The following is an 18,660-nucleotide window of genomic DNA, read 5'->3' as shown; positions in this document are numbered from 1 at the left end:
TAATCCACACATATCGACATCCGGAGGCGCGCCCGTCGGTCGGTCCCGGTCGGAGGCCCATTCCAGAACCGCGGGTCCGGCGGGCGGCCAGCGCCGCAAGAAAAATAAAATCTGGCGGCGATTCGTCGCGTTTTTCTGGATCGTCGTTCTTTTATCGTTGTCGTTTATCGTCTGGTTTTTCCTGACGCCCTCGGGTACCTCGGTCCGCTATCGGCTGGCGGATGCCGTCATTACCACCCAGCATCGCGAATACGCAAAGTATCTCATCGGAGAGAATGGGCTCGAGCGGCGGGTGGCCGCTTATGCGGAGCAGTTCCAGGACATGGGCGAGGAGAAGGATACGCACGAGATCGCGATGCCGGCGGGCGCGCAGCAGGAGGACGGAGGCGCGGCGTCCGAGCCCCTCACTTCGATCGAAGAAGTGGATGGCAAGGGCTTCCACGGTTATCTGTTGACCGTGTCCGATCCGACCAAGATACGGCTCGTCGTGCCGGCCAAGGCGGGCAAAGGCGAGAAGGTGCCGAGCATGGTGGAGCGGACCGGCGCGATCGCGGGCGTCAATGCAGGCGGCTTCGCCGATCCGAATTGGCAAGGCAACGGATTTCAGCCCATCGGTCTCGTCATCACGCAGGGCAAGATTTATTATAACGGCCTAGGCAAGAACAGCAGCACTCAGATCGTAGGGTTGGACAAGAAGGGCAAGATGATCGCCGGCCATTACTCGATCCAGGAGTTGATGGACCTGGGCATCTCCGAAGCGGTGAGCTTCGAACCCAGGCTCATCGTCAACGGCAAAGGGCTGATCAAGAACCATGCCAACGGCTGGGGCATCGCGCCACGCACGGTCATGGGGCAGCGGGCGGACGGCAAGATCCTGTTCCTCGTGATCGACGGACGACAGGTCGGATACAGCATCGGCGCCGACTTGTACGATTGCCAGCAGATCATGCTGGAGCACGGCGCGGTCATCGCGGCCAATCTCGACGGGGGCTCCTCCTCCGTGCTGGTGAAGAAGGGCGGGGAGCTCGTGAACAAGCCGTCCTCCAAGGGCGAGGGCGGGCGCTACCTGCCGACGGCCTTCCTCGTCTTCGACGACCCGGCATCCGTGCAAGTGCCGAATATATGGGCCGGATTGACCTCGGCGGATATCGATCCGTCCAAGTGGTAAAGCCGACGCGAATAAGGCTCCCCGAACCGCGAGTGCGACGAAGGGAGCCTTAAGTATTGTGAACAGTCTCAGTACATCATCGCGCCGAGCGGGCCGTCCTCGTCGATGATGTCCTGAATCGCGTAGACGGAGATCGGAAAGTAAGGGAAGCCCCAAGCATACGGGACGAGCTCGTAGAGCTGGAAGTAAATCACCAGCGCTTTGTCCGCGATGTAATAATCCTGGTCGGCCGCAATTCCGGGATAAGAACCGAGCAGGGGCAGCTTGCGCGCCTTGATCTGAACCTCAATGAGCGTGTTGAGCTTCTTGCGATAGTCGGAACCGGGCTTAAACAGCTCGACGAGCTTATAGGCGCGTCCCGTGTCGGCGTCGAAGGTGAGCGACTTCTGGATCGTATTGCCGTGCGCGCCGCCGGTGAAGACGTAGTTGAGCAGCGAGAGGCTGAGCACGCCGCGCTGGTTGGTCTTCAGCTCGAACGTGCCGTCCATCTCCTGCACGTCGGGAGACGGATAGCCCTGGCTGGCCATAAGCGTATCTTCTTCGCGCTTGATCGCTTCGTTCATCGTCTTGCGCGCTTCTTCGCCCGTGCCGCCCGTGATGACGGGGGTGCTGAGCTTGAGCGGGGGCTTCTCGGTCCGATCGATCGAGATCGGAAGCATCAACGTCTGTACGTTCATCTTCATTCCCCTTTGCCTGCCGTAGGCGATTGTCTACACAGCTTATGCGCAGGGGAACGCGGGGGTGCTATAAGGAAGGGCGGGCACTCGGGCGTCCTGCTTGGCTAGAACAGCGCCAGCTGTACGGGCTGGCAGGACGAAGCGGCGGGAGCCGCCTCCGATGCGGGCGTTCCCGCCGATAGGTCGGGGGATACAGCCGGCGCGGATCCCAAGGTAAGGGCCGCATCGCCCCTCGGCACCAGCATGGCGCCGATCTCGGACATCCCGCGGCGTTTCATCTGCGCGGCGATCCGGGCATAGACCGGCTTGCGGTAACTGGCGGGCAGATGGGCCGAGTGCCAGTAGAGCTTGCCGTAGACCTCGGCCAGCTCGGGATAGGACGCCCGGAGCACCGAGAAAAACCATCCCTTGACCTCCGGCGTGGACAGCCGCATGAAAGAGGACATCATATGGCGTACGCCGGCATCCGCCAGCGCATCGACCAGCGCCTCGGTGTCGGCTTCGCCGTCGGTCAGGTGCGGCAGGATCGGCACTGCGAAGGCATGGACGCGGATGCCCGCGTCCGTCAGGGTCCTGGCGCATTCGAGCCTTCGCCGGGGCGAGGGCGTCGAAGGCTCGAACGTCCGCCAGATCCCCTTATCCAGCGTGTGGATGCTAATATTCACCGAGACGCCGGGCAGGCTGCGCAGCAGATCCAAGTCCCGCAGCACGAGCGGCGAGCGGGTGGTGATGCTGACGCCTACGCCGAATTCGGCGAGCGTCTCCAGGCAGCCTCTCGTCAGCCGAGCCTTGGCCTCCAGCTGTTGGTACGGATCCGTCGCGGTGCCGATCGCCACGTGATTCGGGAGCTTGCCGCGCGCGCGCATGCGCTGCAGCTGAGCGCGCAGGATGGAGGGCGCGTCGTCCTTGTAGAAGATGCGATGCTGAAACGTATCGTCGGCCGCCTCGCCCAGGTAGGCGTGCGTGCTCCGCGCATAGCAGAAGCTGCAGCCGTGCTGGCAGCCGCGATAGGGGTTGATCGACCAGTCGAACGGCATGTTCGGCGCGCTCACGGCGTTCAGTATCGTCTTGGCCCGCATGGGCAAATATTGAGTCGGATTCATCCTGAGGGCCTCCTCCGGGATAGGACTTCAATGCGAACTTATGTTCTCCTATGAGCATAGCAAACTTCGCGGCCTGAGTAAAGAAAAGAGCAGCGCCAGGGCGCTGCCTTATTATGTCTGTCTGTCGGAGGAATGCGCTCCCGCGCCGTCTCTTCTCCTGGACGCCAGCCGGATGATCGCCTTGAGCAGCGGAGGCACGGCGAAAAAGATGAAAAACGTGCGGAAAAGCTGGTAGCCCGCGACGGACGGCAGGTCCGCTCCGATCTCGTGGGCGACGATGCCCATCTGGTCCATGCCGCCGGGCGCCAGGCTGAGCAGGGCCGTGGGGAGCGAAAGGGGATGGAGCTTGGTCAGCAGCAAGCTCAAGCCGATCGCGCACGCAAGCAGGCCGATGCCGCTCATAACGGCCAGGGAAACGGTGCGAAGCTTGCGCTCCAGACCGCCGGGCTTCAGCAACAGTCCCACGTAGGCGCCGATCGTCAGCTGCGCCGCATCGATGAACGGCGACGGCAGCGCAGGGCCGGTGACGCCCGCCCCCTGGAGGAGCGCGGCGCCGAGCGCCGGCGCGAGCAAGAAGGCGGTGGGGAAACGAATCTTATGGCCCAGCAGCGCGCAAGCGATGCAGACGGCGGCATAGACCGGCAGGTTCGGCCAAAGGCCGCTCCAATCCGCGTGGGCGGCTGCCATGTTGGCGGCGTCCGACGCGGCGCTTGCATGGAAGCCGAAGATCGGACTGAAGATCAGCAGCGGGATGCAGACGACGATCAGCATCAGGCGCACGACCTGAATGATCGTGACGACGGTGAGGTTGACGCCCTTCGTCTCCTCCGCCAGCGCGAGCACCTGCGTCAGCCCGCCCGGAATGCTGCCCATGAGCGCGGTCAGATAGGAGATGCCGGACAGCTTCGCGACGGCCGCCGCGAGGCCGGCGCACAGCAGGAGCAGCAGCGCCGTCATCAGCATCATCGTCGGCAGCTGCCCGCCCATCTCCCGCAGCGCGGCACCGGTCAGCGACAGGCCGATCGTATAGCCTACGACGATCATGCCCGCATTGCGGACCGAGCCGGGCCAGTAATAGCTTCGCGGCCATATCGAGGATCCGATCAGTACGCCGAGCATCGGACCGAGGAGCCAAGGCAGGGGCAAATGCAAAATATACATGATAAAGCCGCCCGCCAGCGCCGTGGCGAGCGCGATCGGTCCCCGCGTCCATCGACGCGGGGCGGAGAATGGCATACCCGCGTTCATGATGTTCTTCCTTTCTTGCAGCATAGGTTAGCCGTTCGCCATGTCTTTCAGCCATATCACCGCTTGCGTGCGATCGTTGGTCCCGATCTTGTCGTAGATCGTGCTCACATAATTCTTGACCGTTCCCTCGCTCATGAACAGGTGGCCGGCAATCTCCCGGTTCGTCCTGCCTTCGACCATGAGCGCGATGATGCTGAGCTCGCGGTCCGTGAACTTCAGGCCTTCGGTTCTTCCGCGTGCGCGCAGGCCCGTAGGCTTACCTGCCATCGGAGAAGCGAGACGCGCGGCCAGCTTGGCCGCGATGCCGGCGGGCAGCATCATTTCTCCCCGTGCCGCTTCGCGGATCGCCTGCATGAGCTTGTCGCTCTGGATGTCCTTGAGCAGGAAGCCGACGGCGCCGCTCGCCAGCGCCTCGATGATGTAGTCATCCTCGTCGAAGGTCGTCAGCATCAGCACCCGAACGCCGGGCGCCTCCAGGCGAAGCTTCTTCACCGCCTCGATCCCGTTCATCAGGGGCATCCGGATGTCCATCAGTACCAGGTCAGGCTTGTGCCGCAGCGCCAGCGCGCACGCTTCCTGGCCGTTCTCGGCCGTCGCGACGACCTCCATGTCTTCTTCGAGCTGTATAATGGTCTGCAGACCGTCCCGCATAAGCGTCTGGTCGTCGGCAATGAGAATTCTGTACACCCGCGTCCACTCCTTTGGCTTCATTATAAAGCATAGAAGCCGCTCGCGTCCGCAACGCGCCAAATGATGGCAGGTCAAATAAAGTTGAAAAAAGGCTTGACTATCGGAGCCCAATTCGGTATTCTGTAAAAGTGTTCGCTGATGTAGCTCAGCTGGTAGAGCAACGCATTCGTAATGCGTAGGTCGGGGGTTCGAATCCCTTCATCAGCACCATATATATGACATTACGGCGCGGTTCCCGAATTCGGGGCCGCGCTTTTTTGGTGCCAATTTGGAGCTCGTTATAAATATAACGGCTTCCCCAGCGTATACGGCGCATCAGGCTCGCACGATGGACGCCAGGGCCAACCCTTGTCCAAGCACAACGAGGAACGCTACATACTATACAGCATTCCATGCAGGAAGGAGATGCTGATCACATGCCTTTTTCAACTTGTACGGTTACGAATACCAGGGATTTTGGAACAGCCGCATCCAACGTCGTCTTGAACGTGAGAAATCTGGATTTATTTTCGCCTGTCACCGTCCTCGTCAAAATTTTTGCTTCCGTCGACTCGGACACGTTTTACACCGCTTACGTGTCCACGTTTGCCGTGCCTGCGGACGATTACGAAGTCAGAACCTTCTTCATTGCAGGCAATGTCGCCTATGAAGTGCAGTTGAGCGTGACTTCCGTCTCGACGCCGAATGCGCTTCTGTCCGTTTATGGCATCGATGAATTCGGCAACCTGGTCACGGACCAGGGCTTCGCGCAAGCCGAGCTGAGCACGATCCCCTTAATCAGTCCGAACAGATAAAGGACGAAGACCAGTAAAAAATTCAGCGCACAAAAAGGCAGCCGACCGGAGGGATCGGCTGCCTTTCTTCTGCAACGTAAAAGGATTATTTCTTGGAAGCGAGCCAGACGGCGACCGTGTTGATCTCTTCGTCGGACAATCGTCCCTTGAAAGCCGGCATGCCTCCGCCCCCGTTGGCGATCTGCTTGTGAATATCGTCCTGGGACATCTCCGCGCCGACTTGCGTCAGGGCCGGGCCCATGCCGCCTTGCAGTTGATCGCCGTGGCATGAGATGCAGTTGGCCTTGTAGATTGCCGTCGCCGCTTCGGCGTCGACCGTGGCGGCGCCTTCGCCGGCCGTGGCCGAGGGCGCGGCCTCGTGCGAGCCGCCGGACGGCTCGTCCTCCCGGAGGGAGAAGAACACCAGGAGTATGGCGAGCAGACAGCAGGCGGTCAAAATGCCGGGCACAAACCACTTTTTCATCGTTGGAATTCCTCCTCTGTAGGCATCTTCTGATTAAGATTACCCGTTTGGAGGAAAGTTAGTTAGACTCATCGGAGCTATTTCTATCATTTTTGTGAAACGAATTATAATACGAAGCGAATCGTCGTTTCCGGCATCCGACCATTAGAATTGTTTAATGATTGAAATCGCTTTAATCCGGTTCGTACGAGCCGTACGGGGTAATAATAGGAGGCAAGGCCATTCCACCCTTGAAGGAGTGATTCATATGGCACGAGCAGATCCAGACGTCAGCACGAGGCGCGAAGCCAACATGCACGGCGGAGAAGCTAGGGCAAGATCTCCGGATCGTGAACACGACTACGAAGAGTTGGGACGCGCGAATGCCGAATCAAGGGCATCATGGGATCAGAGGGCAGGCTTGCAGCCCGATATCGCGAATCAAGTCCGTGACGATCACGGCAGATACGCGAGCGAGCGCTGAAGCCGACGAATGGCATAGCCTTGCTATCGCCTAAGAACAGGATGTGATTCCGTTGAACCAGACACTGCAGCGCGGAATCGCGGAGCGTGCTTAAGCTCCGCCGCATCAAGGCCAAGGGTTCGAGTTGACGCTTGCTCAGGTCATCGCCAATCGCCCTCAGCAATCCTCGGTTCGAATGAGGCAGGGCACGTACAGGGCAACCGTCTGAAGTGTTCCCCGGCACCCGCGCGAAGCGAACGAAATGGTTGTTGTCGACGTTGATCATCATTATTAAAGCTTATGCAATATCATGGGGCAGATCGCGGCTAAGCAAGCTGCGGTCTGCTTCCGTACATACCAGAGAAAACGAGGTGGGCGAAGCATGGCAACCGTGAAGCAAGGCCTGCGTAAAGTGGCGTTCCTGCTGGAGGAGGGCTACGAAGACTCGGAAATGCAAAATCCATACGACGCGCTGGTCGAAAACGGCAATGACATCGACATCATCAGTACCGAGAAAGGCAAAGAACTTAAAGGAAAGAAAGGCACGGTAACCTACACCTCTCACCTGACGGCCGACGAAGCGAAAGCCGGCGACTACGAGGCGATCGTTATCCCGGGCGGCCATTCCCCGGCCAAGCTGCGGGACGACCCCGCCATCATCGCGTTCGTCGCCGAAGCCGACAAGGCGGGCATCCCGATCGCCGCCATCTGCCATGGGCCGCAGGTGCTTGCCAAAGCCGGCGTGCTAAACGGCAAGACGCTGACCGCGACCGCCTCGATCCAAGGGGAAGTCGAAGCGGCCGGCGGTACGTTCGTCGATCGGGAGGTCGTCGTGGACGGTAATCTCATCACGTCCCGCAAACCGGAGGACGAGCCGGCCTTCATCCGCGAGACCATCGCCAAGCTCGGCGTATCGGCTTATTAACCTGCGTGTTCGGCGCAGCACGGGATGCACGGCGGCTCAAGCCGCGTGCATCCTTTTTTCTTTCCCCGTTAAGACTCTTCCGCTTGATCGGGCCCTTGCGTGCCTCCCGTACGACCCTCCTCCGTCGACTCGCGGCTTAGCCTGACGATTTCCTCCCAGAGGATCGCATCGAACGCCCGTCTCTGAAACTGGTCCAGCCGCACATCGGCCAATTCGCAGGTAACGCGAAACCTGGCGGCTAACAATTGAACCGCCTCGCCGCGCGCGGAGGGAAGCTGCAGCTCCCTGACCATCGAATACGGCATCGCGGCATAGAGCACGAATCGCTTGGCCTCCGCCTCCTGATGCTCCAAAAACGAGCGCGGCATCACCGTCTGGTTGCCCGCATGCCGAAGAATATGGCAGAGTTCGTGCAGATAATCCTCCCACTGCCGTTCGGCCGTCAGTCGCAGATCGATCAGCACCGAGCGGATGCCCATCCATTCGAGCGCCTTGCTCGATTCGCTCATGTAGTGGACCCATACGTCCAGACGGTCGGATACCTCCTCGATGGTCAGCTGGTCGGGCGACACGATGCCGGCCCTGCTCCACAGCGCCTCGATCCATTGTTCGAGCGGCGTAGGTTGGTAGTATTGAAGCATATCGGGCACCTCGATGGGCGAATGTATGTTCGGTTAAGCGGCGAAAAATAAACGCCCGTTAGGGCGCGGCGGCTATTCGTCGGGATTGCGGCCCGGCTTGCGAAGGCGCTCCTGCTCTCTAAGAAAGGTCCAGAACCGCAGCATCTCCTCCTGCCTGGCCTCAGGCGCATCCAAGTAGTCCTTGAAGAACAGCCCATGCTCCGGATTGCGCATGAACTCCTCGAAAGCCGCGGCTTCCGCGGCGGGGGCGGATGAGGTTGGGACAGCGGGACCGTCCATGGTCGAATCGCCCGTCAAGCCGAGCAGGTAGTCGGCCGTCGTCTTGTAATATTCCGCGAACCGGCCCAACAGGTCGGGCTCAGGCTTGCGATCGTCCGATTCGTAACGCGACAGCTGGACATTGCTGATCCCCAGTTCCTTGGCGGCCGTCAACTGCGTTTTGCCTAGACGCTCGCGCCGTTCTCTAAGCCGGCTTCCCAACGTCATGACCATCTATCCTTCCGGTAACGAGTTAGTGTAGATTATATACGGAATTTTCCGATGTGGCAAATACTTTCCCATAACCATTCTAAAATAGGAATTGACAGTTGCCGTATTGGTAATATATGATAGGGTGACTCCGAAAATAGGAACTTATGTTCTTGTTTATTGGAGATTACAGTTGCGTTGAGAGAATAGGATCAACTCGCAGAGTCACGGTTTGAATAGAAGTATTTGCAGGCTTAGGTTCGTATTTTGCCAATTTGGTAAAGCGAGGTGCGGTATATGGATCAGAACACAGACCGAGCGACGCCCGAGAGCTACCGAAAGACGCGGCGTCTGCTCCTGATCGTCGCGGACAAGCTCACGAGGGAGATGGGCGCCATTGAGGATGCAGACCAAAGTCAGGAGGAAACAGGGGCATCCTTGTCCGAGTTGGACAGGCAGCGCAGGCTCGTCATCGACATGATCGCCGGCTGCTCGCATATCATCGAGTGGCTGGAGACGGGGCGCATGCCGGGCACCCGCAGGGGCATCGAGCGGCGGGCCGGCTACCAGCGCGAAGCGCCGACCGATCCGTCGCTGCTGGCGGCGGTGCTGGAGGGCAGAGGCGCCGTGGCGATCAAGCAGCCGGTAGAGAAGGACAAGCCCGACGCTGCGAATCTCGCGCTGCAGCGGGCGCTAAGAGGGCTGACGGAGCGGGAGAAAGACTGCTTCAGGCTGTCGCAGGCGGAAGGCTTCACGCTGGCGGAGGTGGCCGAGATGCTTCGCATCAGCAAATCCAGCGCCGGTACCTATCTGCTGCGAGCCCGCCGCAAGATCGAATCGAACCTGCTCCCGGGCGGCGGCAGCATCGTCGGATAGCTTGTCGTACGATCGCCACCTATAGATGAGAAGCGAACATGAGTTCTCATAATTAATAGATGCTGCATGGCATATCCGTGTCTGCCGCATGAAGGAGAGGGAGCTTCGGTGAGCGGAGAAGAAGGCTGGCTGCCGGCGCTCGCAAGCTGGACGGAGCAGGCGCTCGGAGATGCAGCTTGGCGCGTTTACGCCGGCGAGTGGCCGGCGAGCTATGAACGACCGGCGGTATTGTGGCGTATGACCGCCGCCGAGACGAGGACGGGGAACGCGGCCTTCGGCGAGACGACGCGGCGATATGCCGGGCATGTGCTCGGCCGCGACGCGGCGGAGCAGTCGGATGCGGCAGCGCTGCTGGCGGATGAATTGACTCAGGCAGTCAAGCTGCCGTTGGATGCGGCGGACCGGCGTTATCTGCTCGTGCGGCAAGCGGCCGCTGATGCGAACGTCGATCCGCTCGCCACGGGGCAGCTGAGCCTGACGCTGAGCCGGAAGAGCAGCCGTCCGTTCGCGACGGCGCCGCCGATGCGGGAGATATCGTTTCGACAAATCGAAGAGTAGAGGTGGCTGGACAATGGCCGGGAAAAAGCATAGCGATGAAGCGATCGCCGCGTACGGCAAGGAAGAGCTGATCGCCTACGCGCAAGAACTGTTCGGCGTGAAGCCGGAAGTGGCGCAAGGAGCGCTGCATGGCGCGAACGTCGATGCAGGCTTAACGATCGAGAGCGCGAATGCGCTCGTCCAAAACTTTATGAACAGGAAGGTGAACTGAGCATGGCTGGAGGCACTTGGAATCAGACGGATCTGCCGGTATTGCCCGGCTTCTATATGGCATTCCGCTCGGCGGCAGCGGCGGCGGTGCAAGCGGGAGAGCGCGGCGTGGTCGCGATCCCGGTCAAGGCGCATTGGGGGCCGGTACGGCAATTCGCGGAGGTGACGAGCGAAGCCGATATCGCGAGGTTCTATTCGGCAGACGAGACGGGCGGGGCGACGGCGTATACCTCGCTGCGCTTCGCGCTGCTCGGCGGCGCGAGCAAGGTGCTCGCCTACCGGTTGTCGGACGGTACGGACGCGAAGGCTTCAAAAGTTCTGAAAGACAGCGCAGGAACGCCAGTTGACGTACTCAAGCTCGAGGCCAAGCAGACCGGCGCGCGAGGCAACAATTTCAAGGTAACGGTCCAGGCCAATCCTGCGGATGCAGCCAAGAAGGACATCAAGCTGTATGAAGGTTCATTCTTGCTGCGCACGTTCACCTTCGCGGACGGCGCCGTACAGGATGCCGTCGATGCGATCAATGAGGACACGGCCAACGTGTGGGTGACCGCATCGAAGGTCGCCAGCGGCAGCGGCTCGCTCGCGCCCGTCGCCGGCGCCGCACTGACCGGCGGCGCGTCTGGCATCTCGGGCATCGCCAATGCGGACTACGTGAACGCGCTGTCCGCCTTAGAGACCCAGACGTTTGGCGCGATCGCCCTGGACGGCGTGACCGACGCCCAGCTGCATGCCAGCGTCGTCGCCTGGGTCGATCGCATTCGCGGCGAAGGCCATGGCGTCATCGCCGTCCTCGGCGGCACGCTGGCGGACGACAAGGCGGCGGACGCTGTCGGCAAAGCCGCGCAGCGCAGCGCCTCCTTCAACCACGAGGGGGTCGTCAACGTGGGGACGGGCGCGCTGCTCGGCGACACCGAATACAGCTCCGCTCAAGTAGCGGCCTATGCCGCGGGTCTCATCGCAGGTCAGCCCCTGAATGCGTCGACGACGTATGCGTCTTCCCCGTTCCGGGACGTCGTGCGCAGGTGGACCCGCTCCGAGCAGGAGCAGGCGGTCCTCGGCGGCGTGTTCCTGCTGGTTCACGACGGGCGTCTCGTCAAGACGCTGCGCGGCGTGAACAGTCTGGTGACGCTGGGCGAGGGCCAGAACGCCGCCTGGAAGAAGATCCGTACGATCCGCGTGCTCGACAGCGTGAACGGCGATCTCCAGCGGACGGCAGAGGACCAGTACATCGGCAAGGTGAACAACACCGAGGAGGGCCGTCTGGCGCTGATCGGCGCGTGCAAGCAATATATGGCCGGACTCGCGCAAGCCGGCGTCATCGAGGCGACGGGTTACGCTGTCGCGATCGACGCTTCGGTTCCCGCGGCGCCGGATCAGGTGTTCCTGAAGTGGGAAGCGCGTCTGACCGATGTGGTCGAACAAATTTTCGGCACGTTTATCGTGCAATAAAGGGGGATAACGGACATGATGGATCCGACAAGAGCGATTCTCGGTACCTACGGACAAGTATTCATCAACGGCAACTGGCAGACGAACATCAACCACCTGGAGGCTTCGGTCGAGGTGGAGAAGCGCGAGCTCAAGCTCGCCGGTTCGGAGTGGACGACGCACAAGCTCGGCGCGAAAAAAGGTACAGGCACGATGAGCGGCTACAAGGTGACGAGCGACATGATCGCGCGCGGCTTCGCCAAGTTCGAGATCATTAACAAGCTGTCCGATCCGGAAGCCTATGGCTTCGAGCGCATCCGGCTGGTGAACTGCGTGGCGGACAAGCTGCAGTTGGCCAACTGGACGGCGGGCGAAGAAGTCGCCGAGGAGACGGCGTTCACGTTCGAGGGCTACGAGCTGCTCGATCCGATCGTGGCGAACTAATTTTAACGAAGATGGCTATGCGGCGAACGGGCAGGCGCGTATGCGCTTGTCCGGTACGAACGCGGGAGCCGAGGGGAGATGGATCGCGCGATGACGATCGATTACGGTCAAATGACGGAGGAGCAGGTACTGCAGCGCTTGCTCGACGCGGACACGCTGCCGGAGCGCACGGTGCTGCTGGAGCGGCTGGGCATCCCGGTCAAGATCAGGGGGCTGACGGGCAAGCAAGTGTTCGGCATTCGCGAACGGTGCACGGAGCGCAAGGAGAAGCGGGGACATACGGTTGAACGGCTCGACGAAGAGCTGTTCAACGTGTCGCTCATCGCGGCGGCGACCGTCACGCCGGCCTGGGGCGATGGCAAGCTGCTGTCCAAGTACAGCGCGAGCAGCGCGGAGGAAGTCGTGAAGCGCATCCTGCTGGCGGGCGAACTGTCGGCGCTGGGCGACGTCGTGCTCGACCTCTCCGGGTTCAACACGGAGCTCGAAGACGTAAAAAACTGATCGCCTCCGGGGCGCTGGCCGGCATGCTCCATGCCATCTGGGTCCGGCACCATCTGCGTCCCGGACAGTTCTGGCTGCTTCCGCGAGGGGAGCAGCTGTTTTTGATGGCGAGCATGGAGCTCGAGCTCGCGGCCGAGCGCGGGCAGAACGGCGGGAAAGGAGGTTAGGCGACATATGGCGGAAAACGCTGTGCCTTACGATTACATTATCGATGCCGACGGCTTGAAGGAGAACGTGACGCTGCTGCGTACGGTGGACCGGTACATGGAGAGCATCCAGCGGCGGGTGGACCGGCTGTCGCGGATGCGGGTCGTGATTCCGATTCGGCTGAGCGATTGTTTGTGCGAGCCGATCAAGCGGATACGTGCGAGTCTGGATTCGCTGACCAAATTGCAATGGATCGTTCCAGTCACTACTAAGATCGATCTTGCGCTGGACTCTTCTATTTTTTCGAGTGCAGGTCTCGAAGCTGGAAAGAGCTTCAGCAGCAGCTTTGAGGCTGCGCTTGATCCGACTGCTTTGATAGCGAAGGTGCAGGCGGCGCTTGAGGGGATGCGGGTGAAGGTGGCTGTGTCTGGAGGGAAGGACAGTTCAGGTGACTCAAACAACTCAGACAATACAGTTAACTGGGCTCAATCTGCTGTAGATTTAGTATCAAATATTATCAGCGGCACAATCGGGGGATATTTCGGTAATTATCTTGGAGACAAACGAAAAGATCGCCTAGAAAGGAAAGCAGGCAGAGGATCTGATCCGGCTTCTTCGAACAATAAGCAACATCCGGAAGGAACCATTTTAGACTCAAAAGAACGACCCATGCCAAGCTCCCGTAAGCCTTTAGCAACTAGATTCAAAGATCTCGGCAAAAGCACCATCGAATTCGGCAAAAAGGCCATTAACAAAACTAAAAATTGGATGGGCGGCGGACCCGGCAGCGGAATCGTACCTTCGAACGGGGCCCCGACAAACTCGATCCCTGAAAAACGTTCCTTGTCGCCAAGTGAAAAGAGCCGAGGTTTCTCCTCGTCCAAACGCGGCTTTACAGGGACAAGCAGCCAACGAACCCTATCGCAGGCCATGAATAATCCGGTTCCTAAGCTAGCAGGATCCAAGCTATTAAAGACAGCAGGCAAGTGGGTCAAACCGCTCGGCTATATCACAACGGCTGCATCCATTGCGTCGGCTAAGCCCGGAGAAGAGCGCAATAAATTGGTTCGCGGGGCTGCCGGCAACGCTGCCGGAACCGCGATCGGCGCAGCGCTGGGTTCTATAGTGCCAGGAGCTGGTACATTAGTGGGCGGTCTGGTCGGCGGTTACGTAGGCGAGAAGCTTGCCGAAGGCAAAGTCGGGAAAGCCGTGCAGGGCTGGGTTACTAGCGGAGCAAAATGGGTTCGCGGGCTGGGAAAGAAGAAATCTAAGAATAAAGAAGCGAATTCAGATGAAGTGCTTGCTGCCTCAAGCCAGCTTACTCTTCCAGTAAAAAGCGCTGACGATAAAGGGCCGTCCAAAACGCCCGCCCATTCGCTCGCAGACGCATCGCTAGGCTTGAATGTCAGTCCCCTACGCAAAGCCGCAGGCATCTTCCAGACGCCGGGAAATCCGAAAGCGTTCGCGGCAGCACCTCAAATGCAAGCGTTCGCCTTGGGCGGCCTCGGAATGGGTGCAACATTAGGACGATCGGGCACTGGCGCGATGGGGCAGAACGGCTTGCTCGGTGGGCTGCTGCCTATCGTGGAGTGGTTTAAGAGCAGGTTGAACGGACCAACCGCACCTGCTGCCGTAGGCGCTTCTTCTACCTCGCTTCTTAATCAAGCGACCGTCCGGAGATTGCCTGTGACCCCTACGGTCCAGCAGAATCCCCTTCGTCAACCTGCTAATCCGCCTGCCCCAACCATCAACATCAACATCCCCGCAGGCGCCGTCCAACTGACGGTCAAGGAGACCGAGATCGACTACAACGCCATCACGGCTCAGATCAGCACCCGACTTTCGGCCTCGATCCGGCAGACGCTGGAGAACCGGCCTTAATATAGAAGACCGCGCGGCGGAAGGAGGAGAAGCGTGGAATTTATTCTGAAAGACGCATCCGCTAAAAACATTTTCCATTTTCCCGTCAATCCGGAAGAGGTCTCGATTCGGCGCGAGAAACAGCTCGAAACGGTCAATATCCTCTCGCTTGGCGAGGTGGATATGGCGCAGGAAGAGAAGCTGAAGGAGATTTCGTTTTCCTCCTTTTTTCCGGCGGACAAGGATCCGATCGGCTCAATGAACCTGCTCACGAGCTACTTGGTCAGCAAGCAGCCGGTTCACCTTCTCATTACGGGAGCCGGCGTTAACATACTCGGCTACATCTCCTCCCACACGACCAGCTTGCGGGGTGGGGAGCCTGGCGACATCTATTTCGATATCGCGATTCGCACTTGGCGGGAGCCGAAGGTCCGGACTTCGCCGTCGTCTGGCGCTGCTGTCCGCACGGATATGAAGCCGGTCCCGAAGACATACGCGGTTCGCCAAGGCGACACGCTCTATGCCATAGCAAAGCTAGAACTCGGCAGCAGTGCGAGATGGACCGAGATTTACGCGAAAAACAAAGCGCTGATCGGCAGCGACCCGGGCCTGATCCGTCCGGGACAGAAGCTGGTGATGCCGTGAGCTACGAGGTGGTTTTGGATGGGAAGTATTATTTGGGAGATCTGGCGGAAGAAATCACGCTGGAAGATTCGCTGGAGGAGATCGCTTACCGCGCGAACATTCGCCTGACGGTTCGACCGGGACTGCCGGCGATCGAGCCGGGTCAAGAGATTCGCATCTCGGGCGTGCCTTACGGGGCATCAGGCTTGGCCTATTTGCTTCATCCAGCGCTCGTGTGGGAGTGCGAGAGCGAGCGTTCGGCGGGCAGCGGGAAGCATCTGAACGTCACGGCTTACGACAGGACGTTGTACCTGTCCAAGTCGGAGGACGAGCGGCTGATGCCGGACGGTCAGACGGCAGCGGAGCGGCTGGCGTCCTATGCTTCAGGCTGGAACATTCCGCTTGCAGCGCTGCCGGACACAAACATCAAGCTCAAGCGCAGCGTCAAGCGCAGCCAGTCGATTTTCAGCATGATTCTCGAGGATTTGAAGGAGACGGCGAGCAAGGGCGGCGAGCTGTACCGTCCGCGCATGACGCCAAGCGGGCTGACGCTCGTTAAGCTGGGGGGCAACGAGGTCGTTTGGCAGTTGGAGTCGCTGGAATCGGTCAGTCAGAAACGAACGCTCGAGGGTGCCGTAACGCAGGTGAAAGTGCTCGGCAGCGAGGGGAGCGAGACGAAGCTGTCTCCGGTGCTGGCAATCGTCAAAGGCGAGATCGACAAGTACGGCACGCTGCAGAAGGTGCTGCAGGACTGCGTGATCGAGACGCACGCACAGGCGCGCAAGGCGGCGGAGCCGCTGCTGCTGGGGTTGCAGGAAACGATGTCGGTAACGGCGCTCGATATCAATCTGATACGGGCGGGGGACCTGGTCGAATTAGATGGGCAGCGTTTGTTCGTGACGTCCGTCCGGCATCAGCTGGGCGAGCCGGGGCATATGCAGCTGGAATTGGCTCGCGAAGCCAAGGTGAGGAGGGATTATTGTGGCTGATCCTTACAAACAGCTGGCCGCCGCGCTGGAGAGCCGCATGAACCGGGTGGCGGCCAAGCAAGTGGCGGGCATACCCGCCGAACTAGGGACGATGACGGGGGCCGGCTTGAAGCTGGACTCTTTTAAATATGAAATGCCGGATTATTTGCAAGCGGAGGGCTTGCAGCTGGTGCCCGGGGATCGGGTGCTCGCGGTATCGGTTGCCGGCGGCAGTCAGGCGGTCGTCGTGTGCAAGGTGGTGAGTGCCGGTGGCTAATTTATTTCCGGCGGCGACGATCGCAGCAGAAGTTCTGGCGGACGGGCCGGAGGCTTCGGGCGCGTCGTTCGGCCGGAGCTGGCGGTTCGACTTCGATGCGGGAGAGTTCGTGCTGACGCCTACGGGAAAAATCGCGGGCGCTGCCGAAGATGCCGAAGCATGGCTTGAATGGTGCCGCAAAGCGCTCGCCACCGAGCGATACCGCCATCTCGTTTATTCCCGGCTATACGGGCAAGAGTTCGAGTCGCTCATCGGGCTCGGTCTCTCCCGTGCGGCGGTCGAGAGCGAGATCGCGCGTATCGCCTCGGAGACACTGCTGGCCGATCCGCGGACGGCGCGTGTTGAAGGTTTTACTTTTGCATGGCAAGGCGACACCTGCAGCTTTGCCTGCTCGGTGACCAGTGTACGGGACGAAGCGGGAACGATTGAGGGAAGCGTGGTGAACTTGTGATGACGGCGTTGCCGGATTATTTGACGGAGCAAAAGGAAGAGAGCATTCTGGCTCGCATGCTGGGACGGATCCCGGCGGACGTGGACAAGGCCGAGGGCTCGTATATTTGGGACGCGCTCGCGCCCGCGGCGTACGAGCTGTTTTTGTCGGCGGGCTGGGCACAAGAGGTGCTGCGGCGCGGATTCGCGACGACGGCTTTCGGCGCCTATCTGGATCTGAGATGCGGCGAGCATGGCGTGGAGCGGCGCCCGGCGGAGCGAGCGACGGGAAAGGTGACGTTCGCGGGCGCGTCGGGCGTCGTGGTGCCGGCGGGCACACGCGTGGCTACGGCGGCAGATGCAGTGACTTCGACGCCTTCGGTGGAGTTCGAGACGATTGAAGCGGTGACGATCGGCGGCGTCGGGTTAGTCGAAGCGAGCGTTAGGGCTGTCGAGGCGGGCTCTTCGGGCAATATCGCGGCCGGGGCGATCGCTGTGCTGGTGGAACCGGTGCCTGGCGTGACGGGCATCGCGAACGCTGCGGCGATGAGCCGAGGCGCCGAGACCGAGAGCGATGCGTCGCTGCTGGAGCGCTACCTGCTTAAAGTGCGCAATCCGGGTACGAGCGGCAATCGGGCGGACTATTTGCAATGGGCACTTGAGACTGATGGCGTCGGTGGCGCGCAGGTGCAGCCGCTGTGGAACGGGCCGGGAACGGTGAAGGTATACGTGCTGGATCTGGAAAAGCGCGCGGCTTCCGCGGCTATCGTGGCTGCAGTGCAGGATGTGATCGCGCCGGGGTCGGCGGGCACGGGAGCGGGCAAGGCGCCGATCGGCGCGAACGTAGTCGTGGCTGCGCCTACCGAACTGCCGATTGTCATCGGCGTGAAGCTAACGCTCCGCGCCGGCTGGACGCTCGCGCAGGCCGTGTCGGGAATTCAAGAGACGATGAAGGTGTATTTGAAGTCGCTTGCGTTTGCCGATTCCGTCGTTCGTTATTCGAAAGTGAACAGCCTGCTGCTCGACGTGCCGGCCATCGTAGACCTTTCGGAGTTGACCGTGAGCGGCGGAACTTCCAATGTGACGGTTGGAATCGGTCAAGTCGCAGTGCCTGGGGCGGTGAACGCCAGTGTCTGAAGCATTAACGATGACGAGCGCCAGGGGGCAGCAGATGCTCGGCTATTTGCCGGGCTACTATGCTTCCTCGCGCGTCATGCGCTCGCTGATGGAGTCGCAGGGTATCGAGATGGACCAGCTTCAGCGCGCGTTGGATGAGACGCTGGCGCAATTTTTCGTAGACACGGCAACGTGGGGTTTGAATCGCTGGGAGAGCGATCTAGGCATCGCTACGGATCCTTCCAAACCGTTGGATCAGCGGCGAAGTCTGGTCAAGTCCAAACTTCGGGGCACCGGCACGGTGACGGTTGCCTTAATGCGCAGCGTGGCCGAGTCGTTCGACAACGGCTCGATCGAGGTGACGCAGCAGCCGTCGCTTTGTACGGTGACGATTCGGTTCGTGGATACGGTCGGGCGGCCGCCTAACCTGGACGATATCAAGGATGCCTTGAACGCCATCGTGCCCGCGCACCTCGCCGTGTCTTATTCCTTTAGGTACTTGACCGTTAACGAGGTTAACGGGCTGACGATCAATCAAATGCAGAGCCATCCGCTGACGGACTTCGCGCCGTTCTTGGATGCATAGGGAAGGGAGCGGCT

At 60.4% G+C, this 18,660-nt stretch carries 24 protein-coding genes and 1 tRNA gene; 18 read left to right on the top strand and 7 right to left on the bottom strand.

Annotated elements, in window-relative coordinates; all coding sequences use genetic code 11:
• Positions 1-157: 157 nt before the first annotated feature.
• Positions 158-1,168: a phosphodiester glycosidase family protein gene (locus tag PQG80_RS11110; RefSeq protein WP_334219818.1), complete on the top strand. Its 1,011-nt coding sequence runs from the start codon at positions 158-160 to the stop codon at positions 1,166-1,168.
• 68 nt (positions 1,169-1,236) lie between these two features.
• On the opposite strand, the gene PQG80_RS11105 is transcribed toward PQG80_RS11110, so the two are convergent.
• From PQG80_RS11105 to PQG80_RS11090, 4 genes are all read right to left on the bottom strand, one after another.
• The gene (locus tag PQG80_RS11105; protein WP_271751381.1) at positions 1,237-1,851 is read right to left on the bottom strand and encodes a DUF3298 and DUF4163 domain-containing protein; all 615 of its coding nucleotides are present in this window, start codon (positions 1,849-1,851) and stop codon (positions 1,237-1,239) included.
• A gap of 98 nt (positions 1,852-1,949) precedes the next feature.
• On the bottom strand, positions 1,950-2,948 hold the full coding sequence (locus tag PQG80_RS11100; RefSeq protein ID WP_271751380.1) for an SPL family radical SAM protein: 999 nt from the start codon (positions 2,946-2,948) through the stop codon (positions 1,950-1,952).
• Between the two features lie 111 nt (positions 2,949-3,059).
• On the bottom strand, positions 3,060-4,196 hold the full coding sequence (locus PQG80_RS11095; RefSeq protein WP_271751379.1) for an AbrB family transcriptional regulator: 1,137 nt from the start codon (positions 4,194-4,196) through the stop codon (positions 3,060-3,062).
• A 27-nt stretch (positions 4,197-4,223) separates the two neighbouring features.
• Positions 4,224-4,883, bottom strand: a complete 660-nt coding sequence (locus PQG80_RS11090) for a response regulator (protein ID WP_271751378.1) — start codon at positions 4,881-4,883, stop codon at positions 4,224-4,226.
• A 137-nt stretch (positions 4,884-5,020) separates the two neighbouring features.
• On the opposite strand from PQG80_RS11090, the gene PQG80_RS11085 reads away from it, so the two are divergent.
• Both PQG80_RS11085 and PQG80_RS11080 read left to right on the top strand, forming a co-directional pair.
• A tRNA-Thr gene (locus tag PQG80_RS11085) sits at positions 5,021-5,096 on the top strand.
• Positions 5,097-5,302: 206 nt separating this feature from the next.
• Positions 5,303-5,680, top strand: a complete 378-nt coding sequence (locus PQG80_RS11080) for a hypothetical protein (RefSeq protein ID WP_271751377.1) — start codon at positions 5,303-5,305, stop codon at positions 5,678-5,680.
• Between the two features lie 85 nt (positions 5,681-5,765).
• On the opposite strand, the gene PQG80_RS11075 is transcribed toward PQG80_RS11080, so the two are convergent.
• A complete protein-coding gene (locus PQG80_RS11075; RefSeq protein ID WP_271751376.1) occupies positions 5,766-6,143 on the bottom strand; it encodes a c-type cytochrome in 378 nt (125 codons plus the stop codon).
• 824 nt (positions 6,144-6,967) lie between these two features.
• Between PQG80_RS11075 and PQG80_RS11070 the strand changes: the two genes are divergently transcribed.
• Entirely contained in the window at positions 6,968-7,510 is a 543-nt protein-coding gene (locus PQG80_RS11070) for a type 1 glutamine amidotransferase domain-containing protein (protein WP_271751375.1), read from the top strand.
• Positions 7,511-7,578: 68 nt separating this feature from the next.
• Here PQG80_RS11070 and PQG80_RS11065 read toward each other — a convergent pair whose 3' ends face one another.
• Both PQG80_RS11065 and PQG80_RS11060 read right to left on the bottom strand, forming a co-directional pair.
• Positions 7,579-8,151 (bottom strand): ImmA/IrrE family metallo-endopeptidase, encoded by a 573-nt coding sequence (locus PQG80_RS11065; RefSeq protein WP_271751374.1) that lies wholly within the window; start codon positions 8,149-8,151, stop codon positions 7,579-7,581.
• Between the two features lie 72 nt (positions 8,152-8,223).
• Positions 8,224-8,637, bottom strand: coding sequence for a helix-turn-helix domain-containing protein (locus tag PQG80_RS11060; RefSeq protein ID WP_271751373.1), 414 nt, complete (start codon positions 8,635-8,637; stop codon positions 8,224-8,226).
• A 279-nt stretch (positions 8,638-8,916) separates the two neighbouring features.
• Between PQG80_RS11060 and PQG80_RS11055 the strand changes: the two genes are divergently transcribed.
• From PQG80_RS11055 to PQG80_RS10990, 14 genes are all read left to right on the top strand, one after another.
• On the top strand, positions 8,917-9,495 hold the full coding sequence (locus PQG80_RS11055; RefSeq protein WP_271751372.1) for a sigma factor-like helix-turn-helix DNA-binding protein: 579 nt from the start codon (positions 8,917-8,919) through the stop codon (positions 9,493-9,495).
• A 108-nt stretch (positions 9,496-9,603) separates the two neighbouring features.
• Positions 9,604-10,053, top strand: a complete 450-nt coding sequence (locus PQG80_RS11050) for a hypothetical protein (RefSeq protein ID WP_271751370.1) — start codon at positions 9,604-9,606, stop codon at positions 10,051-10,053.
• Positions 10,054-10,066: 13 nt separating this feature from the next.
• Positions 10,067-10,264 (top strand): YqzN/YkzM domain-containing protein, encoded by a 198-nt coding sequence (locus PQG80_RS11045; RefSeq protein WP_271751369.1) that lies wholly within the window; start codon positions 10,067-10,069, stop codon positions 10,262-10,264.
• Between the two features lie 2 nt (positions 10,265-10,266).
• Positions 10,267-11,715 (top strand): phage tail sheath subtilisin-like domain-containing protein, encoded by a 1,449-nt coding sequence (locus PQG80_RS11040; protein ID WP_271751368.1) that lies wholly within the window; start codon positions 10,267-10,269, stop codon positions 11,713-11,715.
• 15 nt (positions 11,716-11,730) lie between these two features.
• Complete coding sequence (locus tag PQG80_RS11035; protein WP_271751367.1) at positions 11,731-12,138, top strand: phage tail tube protein; 408 nt, start codon at positions 11,731-11,733, stop codon at positions 12,136-12,138.
• Positions 12,139-12,216: 78 nt separating this feature from the next.
• Positions 12,217-12,639, top strand: coding sequence for a phage tail assembly chaperone (locus PQG80_RS11030; RefSeq protein ID WP_271751366.1), 423 nt, complete (start codon positions 12,217-12,219; stop codon positions 12,637-12,639).
• 23 nt (positions 12,640-12,662) lie between these two features.
• Positions 12,663-12,806: a hypothetical protein gene (locus PQG80_RS11025; RefSeq protein WP_271751365.1), complete on the top strand. Its 144-nt coding sequence runs from the start codon at positions 12,663-12,665 to the stop codon at positions 12,804-12,806.
• A 7-nt stretch (positions 12,807-12,813) separates the two neighbouring features.
• The gene (locus tag PQG80_RS11020; protein ID WP_271751363.1) at positions 12,814-14,667 is read left to right on the top strand and encodes a hypothetical protein; all 1,854 of its coding nucleotides are present in this window, start codon (positions 12,814-12,816) and stop codon (positions 14,665-14,667) included.
• Positions 14,668-14,700: 33 nt separating this feature from the next.
• Positions 14,701-15,291, top strand: a complete 591-nt coding sequence (locus PQG80_RS11015) for a LysM peptidoglycan-binding domain-containing protein (RefSeq protein WP_271751362.1) — start codon at positions 14,701-14,703, stop codon at positions 15,289-15,291.
• On the top strand, positions 15,288-16,259 hold the full coding sequence (locus tag PQG80_RS11010) for an XkdQ/YqbQ family protein (RefSeq protein WP_271751361.1): 972 nt from the start codon (positions 15,288-15,290) through the stop codon (positions 16,257-16,259). Before PQG80_RS11015 ends, PQG80_RS11010 begins: the two co-directional genes overlap by 4 nt.
• A complete protein-coding gene (locus PQG80_RS11005) occupies positions 16,252-16,515 on the top strand; it encodes a hypothetical protein (protein ID WP_432432744.1) in 264 nt (87 codons plus the stop codon). Before PQG80_RS11010 ends, PQG80_RS11005 begins: the two co-directional genes overlap by 8 nt.
• Positions 16,508-16,966, top strand: coding sequence for a DUF2634 domain-containing protein (locus PQG80_RS11000; RefSeq protein WP_271751360.1), 459 nt, complete (start codon positions 16,508-16,510; stop codon positions 16,964-16,966). The genes PQG80_RS11005 and PQG80_RS11000 overlap by 8 nt, the downstream gene beginning before the upstream one ends.
• Entirely contained in the window at positions 16,966-18,081 is a 1,116-nt protein-coding gene (locus PQG80_RS10995) for a baseplate J/gp47 family protein (RefSeq protein WP_271751452.1), read from the top strand. The genes PQG80_RS11000 and PQG80_RS10995 overlap by 1 nt, the downstream gene beginning before the upstream one ends.
• Positions 18,074-18,646: a YmfQ family protein gene (locus PQG80_RS10990; RefSeq protein ID WP_271751359.1), complete on the top strand. Its 573-nt coding sequence runs from the start codon at positions 18,074-18,076 to the stop codon at positions 18,644-18,646. The genes PQG80_RS10995 and PQG80_RS10990 overlap by 8 nt, the downstream gene beginning before the upstream one ends.
• The last annotated feature ends 14 nt before the right edge of the window (positions 18,647-18,660 follow it).

It is taken from the genome of Cohnella rhizoplanae (genome assembly GCF_948329515.1).
Classification (GTDB): Bacteria; Bacillota; Bacilli; order Paenibacillales; family Paenibacillaceae; genus Cohnella; species Cohnella rhizoplanae.
Note: the sequence above shows the minus strand (reverse complement) of the source record. Positions and strands in the feature narration are given on the sequence as shown.

Bases quoted from the DNA above. Each gene is read 5' to 3' on its own strand.
- PQG80_RS11095 (WP_271751379.1), bottom strand. From the start codon at position 4,196: ATGAACGCGGGTATGCCATTCTCCGCCCCGCGTCGATGGACGCGGGGA.
- PQG80_RS11065 (WP_271751374.1), bottom strand. From the start codon at position 8,151: ATGCTTCAATACTACCAACCTACGCCGCTCGAACAATGGATCGAGGCG.
- PQG80_RS11035 (WP_271751367.1), top strand. From the start codon at position 11,731: ATGATGGATCCGACAAGAGCGATTCTCGGTACCTACGGACAAGTATTC.
- PQG80_RS11060 (WP_271751373.1), bottom strand. From the start codon at position 8,637: ATGACGTTGGGAAGCCGGCTTAGAGAACGGCGCGAGCGTCTAGGCAAA.
- PQG80_RS11025 (WP_271751365.1), top strand. From the start codon at position 12,663: ATGCTCCATGCCATCTGGGTCCGGCACCATCTGCGTCCCGGACAGTTC.
- PQG80_RS10995 (WP_271751452.1), top strand. From the start codon at position 16,966: ATGACGGCGTTGCCGGATTATTTGACGGAGCAAAAGGAAGAGAGCATT.
- PQG80_RS11080 (WP_271751377.1), top strand. From the start codon at position 5,303: ATGCCTTTTTCAACTTGTACGGTTACGAATACCAGGGATTTTGGAACA.
- PQG80_RS11105 (WP_271751381.1), bottom strand. From the start codon at position 1,851: ATGAAGATGAACGTACAGACGTTGATGCTTCCGATCTCGATCGATCGG.
- PQG80_RS11075 (WP_271751376.1), bottom strand. From the start codon at position 6,143: ATGAAAAAGTGGTTTGTGCCCGGCATTTTGACCGCCTGCTGTCTGCTC.
- PQG80_RS11045 (WP_271751369.1), top strand. From the start codon at position 10,067: ATGGCCGGGAAAAAGCATAGCGATGAAGCGATCGCCGCGTACGGCAAG.
- PQG80_RS11055 (WP_271751372.1), top strand. From the start codon at position 8,917: ATGGATCAGAACACAGACCGAGCGACGCCCGAGAGCTACCGAAAGACG.
- PQG80_RS11100 (WP_271751380.1), bottom strand. From the start codon at position 2,948: ATGAATCCGACTCAATATTTGCCCATGCGGGCCAAGACGATACTGAAC.
- PQG80_RS11030 (WP_271751366.1), top strand. From the start codon at position 12,217: ATGGATCGCGCGATGACGATCGATTACGGTCAAATGACGGAGGAGCAG.
- PQG80_RS11070 (WP_271751375.1), top strand. From the start codon at position 6,968: ATGGCAACCGTGAAGCAAGGCCTGCGTAAAGTGGCGTTCCTGCTGGAG.
- PQG80_RS11020 (WP_271751363.1), top strand. From the start codon at position 12,814: ATGGCGGAAAACGCTGTGCCTTACGATTACATTATCGATGCCGACGGC.
- PQG80_RS11040 (WP_271751368.1), top strand. From the start codon at position 10,267: ATGGCTGGAGGCACTTGGAATCAGACGGATCTGCCGGTATTGCCCGGC.